The sequence below is a fragment of the Burkholderia sp. MSMB1589WGS genome, from assembly GCF_001636105.1.
Classification (GTDB): domain Bacteria; phylum Pseudomonadota; class Gammaproteobacteria; order Burkholderiales; family Burkholderiaceae; genus Burkholderia; species Burkholderia humptydooensis.
Map to the genome: position 1 here is coordinate 1 of NZ_LNJT01000002.1, position 12,906 is coordinate 12,906.

At 69.2% G+C, this 12,906-nt stretch carries 11 protein-coding genes and 6 pseudogenes; 7 read left to right on the forward strand and 10 right to left on the reverse strand.

Annotated elements, in window-relative coordinates:
* The coding region (locus tag WT16_RS35500; protein ID WP_348982050.1) for a hypothetical protein at window positions 1-238 on the reverse strand (238 nt) is incomplete at its 3' end.
* On the opposite strand from WT16_RS35500, the pseudogene WT16_RS35505 reads away from it, so the two are divergent.
* Window positions 128-944: pseudogene (locus WT16_RS35505) on the forward strand (LysR substrate-binding domain-containing protein). The gene WT16_RS35500 and the pseudogene WT16_RS35505 sit on opposite strands and share 111 nt — an antisense overlap.
* A 67-nt stretch (window positions 945-1,011) precedes the next feature.
* On the opposite strand, the gene WT16_RS35350 reads toward WT16_RS35505, so the two are convergent.
* The 7 genes from WT16_RS35350 to WT16_RS01445 are packed head-to-tail and all read right to left on the reverse strand — an operon-like array spanning window position 1,012 to window position 6,575.
* Window positions 1,012-1,323 (reverse strand): malic enzyme-like NAD(P)-binding protein, encoded by a 312-nt coding sequence (locus WT16_RS35350; RefSeq protein ID WP_348982049.1) that lies wholly within the window; start codon window positions 1,321-1,323, stop codon window positions 1,012-1,014.
* 37 nt (window positions 1,324-1,360) lie between these two features.
* Window positions 1,361-2,260 (reverse strand): malic enzyme-like NAD(P)-binding protein, encoded by a 900-nt coding sequence (locus tag WT16_RS01425; protein WP_269447537.1) that lies wholly within the window; start codon window positions 2,258-2,260, stop codon window positions 1,361-1,363.
* On the reverse strand, window positions 2,229-2,816 hold the full coding sequence (locus WT16_RS34690; protein ID WP_231892017.1) for a hypothetical protein: 588 nt from the start codon (window positions 2,814-2,816) through the stop codon (window positions 2,229-2,231). The genes WT16_RS01425 and WT16_RS34690 overlap by 32 nt, the downstream gene beginning before the upstream one ends.
* Complete coding sequence (locus WT16_RS34695) at window positions 2,741-3,559, reverse strand: hypothetical protein (protein WP_231892018.1); 819 nt, start codon at window positions 3,557-3,559, stop codon at window positions 2,741-2,743. Before WT16_RS34695 ends, WT16_RS34690 begins: the two co-directional genes overlap by 76 nt.
* On the reverse strand, window positions 3,556-4,653 hold the full coding sequence (locus WT16_RS01435) for a DUF1611 domain-containing protein (RefSeq protein ID WP_015601017.1): 1,098 nt from the start codon (window positions 4,651-4,653) through the stop codon (window positions 3,556-3,558). The genes WT16_RS34695 and WT16_RS01435 overlap by 4 nt, the downstream gene beginning before the upstream one ends.
* A gap of 37 nt (window positions 4,654-4,690) precedes the next feature.
* Entirely contained in the window at window positions 4,691-5,926 is a 1,236-nt protein-coding gene (locus WT16_RS01440) for an ATP-grasp domain-containing protein (RefSeq protein ID WP_063532564.1), read from the reverse strand.
* A gap of 10 nt (window positions 5,927-5,936) precedes the next feature.
* On the reverse strand, window positions 5,937-6,575 hold the full coding sequence (locus WT16_RS01445; RefSeq protein ID WP_231892019.1) for a phytanoyl-CoA dioxygenase family protein: 639 nt from the start codon (window positions 6,573-6,575) through the stop codon (window positions 5,937-5,939).
* On the opposite strand from WT16_RS01445, the pseudogene WT16_RS01450 reads away from it, so the two are divergent.
* The 4 genes and pseudogenes from WT16_RS01450 to WT16_RS01460 all read left to right on the forward strand — a co-directional run.
* Window positions 6,535-7,119 (forward strand): annotated as a pseudogene (locus tag WT16_RS01450) (ABC transporter substrate-binding protein); the annotation flags it as partial. The gene WT16_RS01445 and the pseudogene WT16_RS01450 overlap by 41 nt on opposite strands.
* Entirely contained in the window at window positions 7,116-7,364 is a 249-nt protein-coding gene (locus WT16_RS29835; RefSeq protein ID WP_082874663.1) for a hypothetical protein, read from the forward strand. The pseudogene WT16_RS01450 and the gene WT16_RS29835, both read left to right, overlap by 4 nt.
* Complete coding sequence (locus WT16_RS01455) at window positions 7,361-8,482, forward strand: iron ABC transporter permease (protein WP_063532565.1); 1,122 nt, start codon at window positions 7,361-7,363, stop codon at window positions 8,480-8,482. The genes WT16_RS29835 and WT16_RS01455 overlap by 4 nt, the downstream gene beginning before the upstream one ends.
* 160 nt (window positions 8,483-8,642) lie before the next feature.
* A pseudogene (locus tag WT16_RS01460) lies at window positions 8,643-9,459 on the forward strand (heme ABC transporter ATP-binding protein).
* Window positions 9,460-9,497: 38 nt separating this feature from the next.
* On the opposite strand, the gene WT16_RS01465 reads toward WT16_RS01460, so the two are convergent.
* Entirely contained in the window at window positions 9,498-10,106 is a 609-nt protein-coding gene (locus tag WT16_RS01465; RefSeq protein WP_006029060.1) for a trimeric intracellular cation channel family protein, read from the reverse strand.
* Window positions 10,107-10,118: 12 nt separating this feature from the next.
* Window positions 10,119-12,268, reverse strand: a pseudogene (locus WT16_RS01470) (PBP1A family penicillin-binding protein).
* Between WT16_RS01470 and WT16_RS34700 the strand changes: the two are divergent.
* Together WT16_RS34700 and WT16_RS01475 are read left to right on the forward strand one after the other, a co-directional pair.
* A pseudogene (locus WT16_RS34700) lies at window positions 12,257-12,447 on the forward strand (hypothetical protein). The pseudogenes WT16_RS01470 and WT16_RS34700 overlap by 12 nt on opposite strands.
* Window positions 12,444-12,906, forward strand: a pseudogene (locus tag WT16_RS01475) (LysR family transcriptional regulator); the annotation flags it as partial. The pseudogenes WT16_RS34700 and WT16_RS01475, both read left to right, overlap by 4 nt.

Here is a 12,906-nt window from a genome sequence, read left to right on the forward strand (position 1 = left end):
CTCGATGATAGCCAAACGGTTCAGGAAGAAATGCGATAATTCTGCATCGACGCTGCGGGAAAACTGAATCATGTCTCCACCGAATCTCGATATGGATGTGATGCGAACGCTGCTGGCCGCTCATCAATTGGGCAGCCTGAATCGCGCGGCGGAGCGCGTCGGCCGATCCCAATCCGCAATCAGTCAGCAAATCCGCAAGCTCGAGGAGCAAGTCGGCCTGCCGCTGTTTCGCCGCCAAGGGCGCGGACTCGTGCTGACCGACGCGGGCGACGTGATCCTCTCCTATGCGAAACGCATTCTCGACCTCAACGACGAAGCCATACGCTCGGTGCGCGGCGCCGTGCTCGAAGGCAGCGTACGTTTCGGGCTGCCGGGCGATTTCGCGGAAACCTGGCTGCCGCCGTCCTCGGCGCATTCAAGAAAACCCATCCCGCCGTGCGCGTCGAAGTTGCGGTCGAACCCAATCGCCTGCTGCTCGAACGTCTCGACAAAGGGGAGCTCGATCTGGTCCTCGCCCTCGATCATCAGACGCGCCCGACGCCGAGCACGTCGCGCGGCTGCCGATGACGTGGATCGGTCCGGCGAACGTCGAACCCCTCTCGAACCCCGACGGCCCGCTGGACCTCGCGCTCTACAATCCGCCCTGCCTGTTCCGCCGCATAGGCGTGCAGGCGCTCGACGACGCGAACGTCTCGTGGCGGCTTGCCTACACCACCGCGAGCCTGAACAGCCTGTGGGCGGGCGTCGCCGCGGGCCTCGGCATCACGCTGCGCACGGCCACGGGCATTCCGTCCGCGCTGCGGCGGCTCGGCACGCAGGACGGCCTCCCGGAACTGCCTTCGGTCGACCTTTGCCTGCATGGTGCCCACCGGAAGCTGTCGCCCGCGCTCGATCAGCTCAAGCAGGTCGTGTTGAAAAGCGCTGCCGAGCATCTTGCAGCGTAACGCCCGGCATGGCGACAAGCCGCCGCCATGCCGTCCGCGCGGGCCGCGCCGGTTCCAGGCAGCGCTGTCATGCCGCACCGGCTACCGCTGCCGCGACGGCGGGCATGACCCGCTCGTCGAAGATGTCCGGAATGATGCAGCCGGCGTCGAGTTGATCCACGTCGACGAGGCCTGCCAGCGCGTGCACGGCGGCCAGTTTCATCGCGTCTGTGAAAGCCCGCGCGTGGCTGTCCAGCACGCCGCGGAAGAGCCCCGGATAGGCCAGCCCGCCGTCGATCTGGTTCGGCAGGTCGCTGCGGCCCGTCGCGACGATGGCCGACGTCGTCCGCAGGTCCGCCGGCAGAATTTCCGGCTCTGGATTCGCCAGCGCAAAGACGATCGGATCGCGCGCGCCATCGAGCCGATATCACCCGCCGTCACCACCCCGGCCCCGACACGCCGAGAAACACGTCCCCCGCCAGCAGGTCGCGCAACGTGCCGGTCTCGCACGCGTCGTTCGTATGCTCGGCAAACCACGCCTTCGCGATATTGAGATCGGCCCGTTCGCGATGGATCGCGCCGGCGCGGTCGCACGCGATCAGCCGCGCCACCCCGAGCTGCTTGAACAGCTTCGCGCAGCCGGTGCCGGCCGCTCCTGCCCCCACCATCACAACCTTGATTTCATCGATCCGCTTGCCAATTCGCTTCAGCGCATTGAGGAGCGCGGCACCCGCCGAAATCGCGGTCGCGTGCTGATCGTCGTGCAATACCGGAATGCCGAGCATCGACTCGAGCCGCGCCTCGATCTCGAAGCAGCGCGGCGCCGCGATATCCTCGAGCATCACCGCGCCGAAAGCCGGCGCGATGCGGGCCACGGTATCGACGATCTCGCCGCTGTCACGCGTGTCGACGCAGATCGGCACCGCGTTGATGCCTGCGAAACGGCGGAACACGAGCGACTTGCCTTCCATCACCGGAAGCGCGGCCTGCGGCCCGACGTCGCCGATGCCGGATACGGCCGTGCCGTCAGTCACGATCGCGACGGTGTTCTGGCGAATCGTATAGCGCCGGATCAGTTCCGGGTCGCGATGAATCGCTGCGGCGACTCGGGCGAAACCGGGCGTATAGACACGGGCGAGGTCTTCGCGGGTCTCGATGCCCACTCTGCCCGTCACCTGCAGCTTTCCGCCGAGATGCACCTGAAACGCCGGATGAGATAGATCGATCATGAGCATGAGCTCTCGACTGGATTTGGACTGGATTGAGAAAAAACGCACCCTCCGGCGCCAAGCCGGCGGGCATCCGCTATTCGCGATAGCTGATCCGGAAACGCGCATCTGATTCGCGCTCGAGCAGTTCGACCGATTGCGCGAGCGTCTGTCTGTCGACTGCCCAGAGCGCGTCCATCACGCAGATCGCTCGATCCGAATCCTCGAGGGTGAGCCCCGGCTTGCCGTGCAGCTCGATCAAGTCGGGCGCGCATCCGGCCGGGTCATAGCCGATCGACTCGATCGTGCGGCCTTTTTCACCGTACTTGCTGACGAATACGGTGGCCCGCTGCTCGGCGGGATCGTCGAGGCGCGCGAGCTGCGACACGCGATCGATGAACGCGTGAAGCACCGCGCGCTCGGCGTCGTCCTTCAACAGCAGCGCCCGCAGCCACATCTCGAGCATCGACACGCCGGTCACGCGCTCGGTGCTGGCGTTGATCAGACTGCCGCCCATGCGCGGGTTGACCTCGATGATTTCCCAGCGCTGCTTCGCCTCCCAGTACTTCATCTCGACGTGATACGCGCCCTCCGTCAGACCGATGCGCGTCAGGCATTCGCAGACGAATCGCGCGCCTTCCAGCAAGGTGTCGCGCGGCAATGAAATCGGCGGCGAAATCGACATGCTTTCGAGCGTCGTTCGCCGCCGCCGTTCGACCCGCGCCTTCTCGTGAATGCAAACGACGCGCGGCTGCCCGGACGCGACGAGCTCGAAGCTGAATTCCGGCCCTCGACGTATTCCTCCGCGAAGAAGCCGTACTTGCCCATGAAGATGGCCGACAGCTTTCGGTCGCCAAGCATCTGCGCGCGCATTCTCGGCAGATCGTCGAGATCGCGCGCGCTATCCAGAATGAAGCATCCGAACGACGCGGCGCCGCGCACCGGCTTGACGAACCAGCGGCGCGACGGGTCCAGATCGAGCCGCGCCGGGTCGCCGTCGGCGTCGGCGTCGGCGTCAAGCGGAATGCACTCGACAGCGCTCAATCCGGCACGGCGGAGAAAGTCCCGGCAGCGAAACTTGTCGAGCCCGAGCTCCAGCGCCTCGCGCGGCGCATCGCGCGTACCGAGCGCGCGATTCAAATCGGCCATCAGCAAGCGATAGCCCTCGAAAGTCGCGATGGCCGCCAGCAGCCGGTATCCGCGCCGCTCGAACGTCCGGACCGCCTCGTCGATGTCGGCCTGCGCAAGCTCGGCGCGCTCGGCGAGCACCCAGTCGTCGAGCAGCGGCTTGTTGCGATCGAACACATCCTGATCGGGCGGCAGCGAACTGATCGCGACGATCGCGATGTCGCGCGTGGCGAGCAGCGCATTCAGCTCGCGCGTAAACGAATTGCCCTGGTGCATCAACAAGACGATCGCGTCCTTCATTGCGCGGCCTCCCCAACCGGCCGGCGCGCATCGTGCATTTGCTGATACGCGCGCAGCGCATCGACGAGCAGGCCAGCTCCGTCACGGCACGGATCGACGACGGGCAAGCCGGTCTGTTCTTGCAACCGCCGCACTTCGCTACGGTACGCGTCGTCGCTCAGGCCCGCGCTGTTGACGCTGATCGCCACGACCTTCGCTGGCCGTTCGAAAACCGTCAGCGCCTCGTTCAGACGGATCAGCTCCGGAAGCGGCCGAATCTTCGTATTCCAGACTTTCGTGCGCTCGAGCCCGAGCCGGTGGCAAAAGATCAACGCATGCGGCAAACCGCCATGCAGCAGCGCGAGCGCAATGCCGCTCGCGCCGATGTGATTGAGCGATCCCTGCCCTTCGAGCACGACCCAGTCGTTCCCGACGGCCGCGTCGAGCACCACCCGTTCCGCGGCGCCGGCGACGAAATCGCTCGGAATGCAATCGACGACGATCCCGGTGCCGGAGATCAGCATGCCGGTCTGCCCCGTCGCCGCGAATCCGGTGCGAATACCCCGTCGGTTCGCCTCGCGGGTAATCTCGAGCGCCGTGGTCTTTTTCCCGATATTCGAATCGCTGCCGCACGTGTGCGCAACGAAACAGTTCAGCTCGAGCACGCGCGCCTTGTTGAGCTCGAGCGGAACCGGCTCCTTCGTCTCCCAGATCGCGATACCGGCCTCGTCCGCGGCTTTTGCGAGATCGGGATCGGTACGCAGTCTGAAATGGATGCTGTTGATCACATGCAGGCCGCGCTGCATCGCGATGCGAATCGGCTCCTTCCAGCCCGGCGGCAATTGCGCGGAATGCAGCCCCTTGCCGATGAACAGCACCTCCGGATCGAATTCCAGCGCGCGCTCGATGTCCGCCACGATCGGGATGTCGCCGCCGTAGCCGATCACCTCCTCCACGCGCTTGCCGGCCTGGGTGCTATCGATCACGGCGAGGCAGCGGTCGGGCCGGTAGCGAAGATACGACGCCGCGACCTTGCTCGTGAACAGTCCGAAGCAACCTTCGGCAAAAACCACGCACTTCTTCGCGAGCAGTTCGGCATGAGATAAGGTTTGCATCCAGAGCCTCCATTGAACGGTCAAACGGAAAAGCGCTTTACGCGGGGACAGTTTCCAGCACGTATTGCGCCCTGATCGCGCTCATCGAAGCGAGCACCTGCGCTTCGCTGTCGCCTTCGACGAGAAAACGCCCGCCCTGCAGGTGCGTATAGCCGCCGCCGGTGTCGGCCAGCATCTCGCCCGCGGCGGGAACCAGCTCGCGATAGAGTCCCGGCACGCGTCCGATCAGGGAGGGTGCCGCGATCACCTTGCGCGGCAGCGGGCCCGGGCGCGGAATCGTCAGCCAGCCGCCGCTCGTGGCCGCCGGCCGCAGCGGCTGTATCGGGCGACCGAGCACGACGTCGACCCACATCCGGAACAGATTGACGCCGAAAACGCGATGCAGGACGTACGGCACGTCGGCGCCCGGCACGCGCGCACCGATTTCGAGAAAGGTGAGTTCGCCGTTGCGGTCGAACAACTCGAGATGGAATGCCGAACTGCGCAATCCGAGCGCCTGCAGACAGGCGGCCGCAAACGAGCGGCACGCGGCCGTCGCGGGAGATTCGGTCTGCACGACCGAGCCGAGCGGCGCGCCGGATTCGAAATCGAGGCAAGACGAGACATACCGGCTGACCGACGCGAACACGCTCTGCCCGGCGGCATCGACCACGCCGTCCACGTGGAGAATGTCGCCGTCGATATACTCCTCGATCTCGAACCCGCGAAGATCGCTCGTTTCGACGACGCGGCGCCACGCATCAGCGGACGCCACTTTCAGCACGCCTTTGCTCGACGCGCCGCGCACCGGTTTCAGAATCAGCGGGAATCCCAGTTCGAGCGCGCGCGCATCGACGTCGTCCGCTCCGTCACATGCGAACCACGCCGGCACGCGAATGCCCGCCGCCCGCAGCAACCGCTTCATCTCGGTCTTGTCGCGAAACCGGTCGACGTCGTCGGGCCAATGCCCCGGAATGCCGAAATGCGCCCTGACGACTGCCGCCGAATCGAGCAAATATTCCGAAAACGCCAGCACGTGCGTAATCGGCCCGTGGATGTCGATCACGCTCGCCACCCGCTCGAGCAACGCGCCGATATCGTCGAAATCGGCGACGGCATGCACGCGGCTGGGATCGGCCGTAGCCGGCACGCCGCGACGGCCCTCATCGTCGCACAGATAGCTGACATCGCAATGCGGCGCAACGATGTCGTCGTAGCGGCAGAGTTCATGATCCCACTGACGATCGTTCCGATACTGCGGCCAGCGGTTCATCACCAGGACATGCGGATTCATCGCGCCCTCGTCACTTTTGCGCTGCGGCCTGCACGTGCGTCGCGTATCCGCTCGAGCGAGTGTGCAGTTCGTCGGCGAGCAAGTGCTCGCCTTGCTGAAGCGCATAGAGCGAGTTGAAGGCCTTCTCCGTGATCGGCAGCGGGTATTCCCCGGCCTCGCTCAGCGCGACCGGACGGCGCTGCCCGCGCAGCAGATAGGTTCCCGGCTCGTTGTGCGCGGCATGCGGCCCGTAGTAGATCGGCAGCGCGTCGGCGGCGCGGTACGCGGGAATGAAGCAGCGGCGATAGTGTTCCGAGCGATTCGAATCGGAACGATGCAAAGCCTTGCAATGCAGGAAGACCACCGTGCCAGCGCCGCCGGAGGCCGTCATCTCCGTACACCCCGCCGGCAGATTCGCGAGGGCGACCTTGCCGCGAAAATAGCCGTGCTCCGTATGATCGTAGATCGACGCGCGATGCGAGCCGGCCAACACGCGCAGGCATGCATTGTCCTCGCCGGCGTCGTCGAGGTAGACGAGACACGCGACCAGTTTCGGGTTCGTATGCGGATAATAGGAAAAATCCTGGTGCCACTCGACAGGTGAACCGCGTCGCGGAAGCCGGCCGTTGGCCGCGCTGTCGCAGCTCACGCGCGCGGGCGTCGCCGTCACGACGTTCGACGAGGCGCACGACGTCGAATCGGTGCGCCGCAAGATTCGCGGCGTCGCCGATGCGCTGTCGCTGCAGGCCACGGGCGACATGCTGCTCGCCCGCTTCGATCGCGACTGGCTCGCGACGCGCGCGGCGGTGGACGCCGCGCCGCCGCACACGCCGCAGCGCACGCCCGCGCGCGTGCTGTTCGTGCTGAACCACACCGGCAACCAGGCGCTCGCCGCCGGCCAACAGACGGCCGCCGACGCGATGATCCGCTATGCGGGCGCGCACAACGCGATGCAGGGATTCGATCACTACAAGCCGCTGACCGCCGAGGCGCTCGTCGCGGCGGCGCCCGACGTCGTGCTGATCTCGGACGAAGGGCTGCGGGCGGCCGGCGGACGCGATGCGCTGCTCGCCGCGCCCGGCTTCGACGCGACGCCGGCCGCGCGCGCGCGGCGCGTCGTGTCGCTCGATGCGCTGTTTCTGCTCGGCTTCGGGCCGCGTCTGCCGCAGGCGGTCGCCGCGTTGCAGCGGCGCTTGAACAGCGTGCTCGCATGAACGCGCGGCTTCGACGGCGTGTCATCCAGCGCGTCGCGGCACGCCGCACCGCACATCGCACATTGGCGATCGTTCGGGTTCCTGAAGTTGTCTTGGCTGCACGCGCTCATTCGGCCAGCGCCAACGCGCATGACATCGCGCGCCGCGACGCGACGCTTGCCGCCCGGCTCGCGCCGCTTGTCGGCGGCCGCCGTGCACGCGCGTCGGCCGTCTCGCCGCCCATCCCGTTCGATTCCTCACGATGAGCCTCGCCGCCCGTTCCCCTTCGGTCGACCCGACGCCCGCCGAGCGCCGTCCGGCGCTCGCCTCGTCGGCCATCGCCGCGCTGCGCCGGCGGCGCGCGCGATGGACGCTCGCCGCGCTCGCCGCCACGCTCGCCGCCGCGTCGATCGCCGCGCTCTGCCTCGGCGCGTACCGGCTCTCGCCCGCGCAACTGCTCGACGCGCTCGCCGCGACCGACGCACAGCTCGCGGGCGACGCCGCGCTGCGCCAGGCGCGCGCGGTGCTCGTCGACATCCGCGTGCCGCGCGTCGCGCTCGCGCTCCTCGTCGGCGCCGGCTTCGGCGCGGCCGGCGCGGCAATGCAGGGGCTCTTTCGCAATCCGCTCGCCGATCCGGGCCTGATCGGCGTATCGAGCGGCGCGGCGCTCGGCGCGTCGGCGCTGATCGTGCTCGGCCCGCTCGTCGCGGCGCCGGTCGTGCTCGGCCTGCTGCCCGTCGCCGCGTTCGCCGGCGCGCTCGCGGTCGCGGCGCTCGTCTACCGGCTCGCGGTCGCGCGCGGCCGGCTCGCGCTGCCGCTGCTGCTGCTCGCCGGCATCGCGATCAACGCGCTCGCCGGCGCGGCGATCGGGCTCCTCACGTACATCGCCGACGATGTGCAACTGCGCTCGCTGACGTTCTGGAGCCTCGGCAGCGTCGGCGGCGCGCAATGGCGCACGATCGCCGCCGTCGCGCCGTTCGCGCTCGCCGGCGGCGCGCTGCTCGCGCGCGAGCGGCACGCGCTGAACGCGCTGCAGCTCGGCGAAAGCGAAGCGATGCATCTCGGCGTGCCGGTGTCGCGCGTGAAGCGGCGCGTGCTCGTCGGAGCCGCGATGTGCGTCGGCGCGCTCGTGTCATGCACCGGCGCGATCGGCTTCATCGGGCTCGTCGCGCCGCATTGCGTGCGGCTCGCGGCCGGCCCCGATCAGCGGATCGTGATGCCGGGCGCGGCGCTTTTCGGCGCGCTGCTCGCGGTGGCCGCCGATCTCGCCGCGCGAACGCTCGCCGCGCCGGCCGAGATTCCGCTCGGCATCCTCACCGCGCTGATCGGCGCGCCGTTCTTTCTCGCGCTGCTGAGGAAGCGGCGCGGCGCGTTGGGAGCATGACGTTGCGCACGCAACCAGATCGTCCGCGTGCGGCAAACGCCCGCGCGCGTCAAGCATCCTGCCGCGTCAAGACATTCGCCGCCCCAATTCCGAACGGGAACGCGCGCAGCCTTTCTCGACCCGCCGCGCCGCCGCGCGAACCGACATCCGATCGAACGCCATGCTGACTGCCGAACACCTCCACGTCGCGCGCGACGGCCGCGTCGTCCTCGACGATCTGTCGATCCGGATCGCGCCCGGCTGCGTCACCGCATTGCTCGGCCGCAACGGCGCGGGCAAGAGCACGCTGCTCGGCGCGCTCGCGGGCGACCTGCCGGCCGGCGGCCGCGCGCGCGGCGCGACGGTGCGCGGCGACGTCGCGCTGAACGGCGAGCCGCTTCACGCGATCGACGCGACGCGCCTCGCGCGGCTGCGCGCGGTGCTGCCGCAGGCCTCGCGGCCCGCGTTCGCGTTCGGCGCGCGCGACATCGTGCTGCTCGGCCGCTACCCGCACGCGCGCCGCGGGCGCACTCGCGCGCGAGGACGGCGAGATTGCGTCGCAGGCGCTCGCGCTCGCCGGCGCATCGACACTCGACACGCGCGACGTGACGACGCTGTCGGGCGGCGAGCTCGCCCGCGTGCAGTTCGCGCGCGTGCTCGCGCAGCTCTGGCCGTCGGCGGACGCGGCACACGCGCCGCGCTACCTGCTGCTAGACGAACCCACCGCCGCGCTCGACCTCGCGCACCAGCATCAATTGCTCGACACGGTTCGGCGCCTGTCGCGCGACTGGTGCCTCGGCGTGCTGACGATCGTCCACGATCCGAATCTCGCCGCGCGCCATGCGGATCGCATCGCGATGCTCGCGGGCGGCGCGATCGTCGCCGACGGCGCGCCCGCCGACGTGCTGCGCCCCGCGCTGATCGAACGTTGCTACGGCTTTCGCGTGCGGCTCGTCGATGCGGGCGACGGCGTCGCGCCCGTCATCGTGCCCGCCTGAGCGGCCAATGAGCGACTACAGCGCGCGCGGCGGCGGCGTCAGCCGGCGTCGGCCGTGTGAAACGCCTTCAACCGCCAGCCGCGCCGCACGGCGAGCATCCGGAGCGCGAATCCCGCGGCCAGCGCGGCGACGGTCGCGAAGCCTTCCGCGGCGCCGACCGCCTTCATGCCGACATACAGCCCGCCCGTCAGCAGCGCGACGCTCGCGTACAGCTCCCTGCGCAGCACGAGCGGCATCTCGTTGCAGAGCAGATCGCGCAGCATCCCGCCGCAGACGCCGGTGATCGCGCCGGCGAGCACGATCACGACCGGGCTGCCGTTCACGGTCGCCGCGACGTCGCAGCCGATGATCGAGAACGCCGCGAGCCCGAGCGCGTCGACGGCCGTGAACAGCGACTTCAGCCGCGCGACGTGCGTCGCCGTCATCGACGCGAACGTCGCCGCCGCGAGCGTCAGCAGCAGGTATTCGGGGTGCGCGACCCAGGTCAGCGGATAGCGGCCGAGCAGCACGTCGCGCACGGTGCCGCCGCCCAGCGCGGTCACCGCGCCGACGAGCGCGAGGCCGAACCGGTCCATCCCGCGCCGCATGCCCATCAGCGCGCCCGACATCGCTTCGGCGACGATCGCGATCAGGTAGAGCGTATGCATGTGCGCCTGCCCTCAGTCTTCGGTGCGGAACAGTTCGAGCACGCGCGCGCGCTCGGCCGCGTCGACGGCGGCGGCGTCGGCACGCGCGCCGCATCGGTCGCGCTGGCCGGCGCGTCGCCGTCCGCCGCTCCCGCCGCGCCGCGTCGCACGCGAACGGGCTGCGCACGAATGGCGGCAGCGACGGCGAGCACTTGCCGCCGCCCGCATATTCGGCGTAGATGAAATCGCCGTCGACGAGCGCGACGTCCGCGGGCGGCGTGCGCTCGATCGCGCCGCGGCCGTCGATCGCGGTCTTCATGTAGTCGACCCACACGGGCAGCGCGGCCGACGCGCCCGTCGCGCGGCCGAGGCTGCGCGGCGTGTCGTAGCCCATCCAGACGACCGACACGACGCCGGACGAATAGCCGGCGAACCACACGTCCTTCGAGCCGTTCGACGTGCCGGTCTTGCCGGCCGCGTCGGCGCGCTTGAGCGCGACCGCGCGGCGCGCGGTGCCATGCGCGACGACGTCGCGCAGCATGCTGTCCATCACGAACGCGTTGCGCTCCGAGATGGCGCGCACGCCGGCCGGCGGCCGCGCGTCGAACAGCACGCCGCCCTGCCGCTGCCGGACCGATTCGATCAGGCGCGGCTCCATGCGCACGCCGCCGTTCGCGAACACGCCGTAGGCGGTCGCGACCTGCAGCGGCGTCGCCGAGCCCGCGCCGAGCGCGAGCGGCAGCGACGCGGGATTGCGCAGCGGCTCGAAGCCGAAGCGCGCCGCGTGCTGCTGGACGAAATCCGGCTGCGCGACCTGCATCAGGCTCACCGCGACGAGGTTCTTCGAGCGCATCAGCCCGCGCCGCACCGGAATGAAGCCTTCGTAGTGGTTGCCGAAATTGCGCGGCCGCCACGGGTTCGCGCCCGTCTCGTCGCGCGACAGCGTGCGCTGCGTGTCGTCGATCAGCACGCCGGGAAACATCCCTTTCTCCAGCGCGGCCGAATAGACGAACGGCTTGAAGCTCGAGCCCGGCTGCCGATACGCCTGCAGCGCGTGGTCGAACACGTTGTGCGAGAAATCCGCGCCGCCCGAGAGCGCGAGGATGTCGCCCGTCGCCGCGTCGACCGACACGAGCGCGCCTTCGAGCGCGTCCTTCGCGTCCTTCGCGTCGCACCTGCCGCCAAGCTTGAGCCCGCGCGCGAGCGCCGCGTCGGCTGCGCGCTGGTCGCGCATCGCGATCGTCGTCGTCACGTCAAGGCCGAGCGTGTACGCGTCGTCGTGGAAGCGCTCGACCATCATCCGGCGCGCGCGCTCGGCGACGTACGGCGCGGCAAGGATGCCGGGCGCGGCGTGGTCGCGAGCGCGACCGGCGCGTCGACGGCCTGCCGGTATGCGGCTTCGTCGAGATACCCGAGCGCGCGCATGCGGCCGAGCACGTAGTCGCGGCGCGTCGTCGCGCGCGCCGGATTGACGACCGGATTGAACGCGGACGGCGCCTTCGGCAGGCCGGCGAGCACGGCCGCCTCGCCGGGCGTGAGCGCATCGAGCGGCTTGCCGAAGTAGACCGACGCGGCGGCCGCGAACCCGTACGCGCGCTCGCCGAGGTAGATCTCGTTCATGTACAGCTCGAGCAGCTTGTCCTTGCTGTACGCGCGCTCGAGCTTGTACGACATCAGGATCTCGGCGAGCTTGCGGCTCAGCACCTTGTCGCGCGTCAGAAAGAAGTTGCGCGCGACCTGCATCGTGATCGTGCTGCCGCCCTGCCCCGGCTGGCCGGTGACGACGTTCGCGACCGTCGCGCGCGCGAGCCCGCCGATATCGACCGCGCCGTGCGCATAGAACTGCGCGTCCTCGGCCGCGAGCAGCGCGTGCCGCACGAGCGGCGGGATGCGTTCGAGCGGCACGAACTCGCGGCGCTCGACGCCGTATTCGGCGAGCAATTCGCCGTCGCGAGAGAAGATCCGCAGCGGCAGCGCCGGCCGGTAGACGGCGAGCGGCTCGACGGAAGGCAGCTCCGTCCAGATGCGATGCAGCGTCCACGCGCCGACCGCGCGCCGGCGATCGCCGCGCCGAGCACGAGGCCCGCGAGCGTGCGGAAATAGCGGCGGCGGCGCTTCGGTGCAGGCCCTCGAGGCGGCGTCGGCGGGGTTTGCCGCGACGGGTTCGGCGTGTGATCGGTCATGTCGAAATCCTTCCTTTGCAGATGCGGCGTGCGCGCCGCGCGGATGTTGCAGCGCACGATGCGCACGCGCGCATTGTCCGGGGAGGATTCCGATGTCGGTACAATATTTAGCTTAAATTGATTACGCTAAATTTTATTTAGGATGCCGGTTCAGCCGGCGCAAAGCGAGCGACAGATGACGATCGATCCGAAACAGGCGGCGGCTCGTCGCCGTCGCCGATACCGGCAGCTCGAACAGCGGCGGCGCGGCTGCACGTGACCGCGTCGGCCGTCACGCAGCGCGTGCGCGCGCTGGAAGCGAGCCTCGGCGCGCCGCTCTTGCTGCGCACGCGGCCGTGCCGGCCGACGTCCGCCGGCCAGCGCGTGCTGCAGCATCTGCGCCGCATGGCGCTGTTGCAGGCGGATCTGCGGGCCGAGCTCGAAGCCGAACGCGGCTCGACGATCGCGGTCGCGATCGCGCTCAACTCGGACAGCCTCGGCTCGTGGTTCCTGCCGGCGCTGACCTCGGTGCTCGCCGGCGAGCGGGTGCTGTTCGAGCTGATCGTCGAGGATCAGGAGCACACGTTCGCGCTGCTCGAAAGCGGGATGGCGATCGGCTGCGTGACGACGCAGAGCAAGCCGATGCGCGGCTGCTTCTC

Coding starts and splice junctions, on each gene's coding strand:
- WT16_RS01440 (WP_063532564.1), bottom strand. CDS start 5,926: ATGAATCCGCATGTCCTGGTGATGAACCGCTGGCCGCAGTATCGGAAC.
- WT16_RS01465 (WP_006029060.1), bottom strand. CDS start 10,106: ATGCATACGCTCTACCTGATCGCGATCGTCGCCGAAGCGATGTCGGGC.
- WT16_RS29835 (WP_082874663.1), top strand. CDS start 7,116: ATGAACGCGCGGCTTCGACGGCGTGTCATCCAGCGCGTCGCGGCACGC.
- WT16_RS01435 (WP_015601017.1), bottom strand. CDS start 4,653: ATGCAAACCTTATCTCATGCCGAACTGCTCGCGAAGAAGTGCGTGGTT.
- WT16_RS01455 (WP_063532565.1), top strand. CDS start 7,361: ATGAGCCTCGCCGCCCGTTCCCCTTCGGTCGACCCGACGCCCGCCGAG.
- WT16_RS34690 (WP_231892017.1), bottom strand. CDS start 2,816: ATGTCGATTTCGCCGCCGATTTCATTGCCGCGCGACACCTTGCTGGAA.
- WT16_RS01425 (WP_269447537.1), bottom strand. CDS start 2,260: ATGCGCGTTTCCGGATCAGCTATCGCGAATAGCGGATGCCCGCCGGCT.
- WT16_RS34695 (WP_231892018.1), bottom strand. CDS start 3,559: ATGAAGGACGCGATCGTCTTGTTGATGCACCAGGGCAATTCGTTTACG.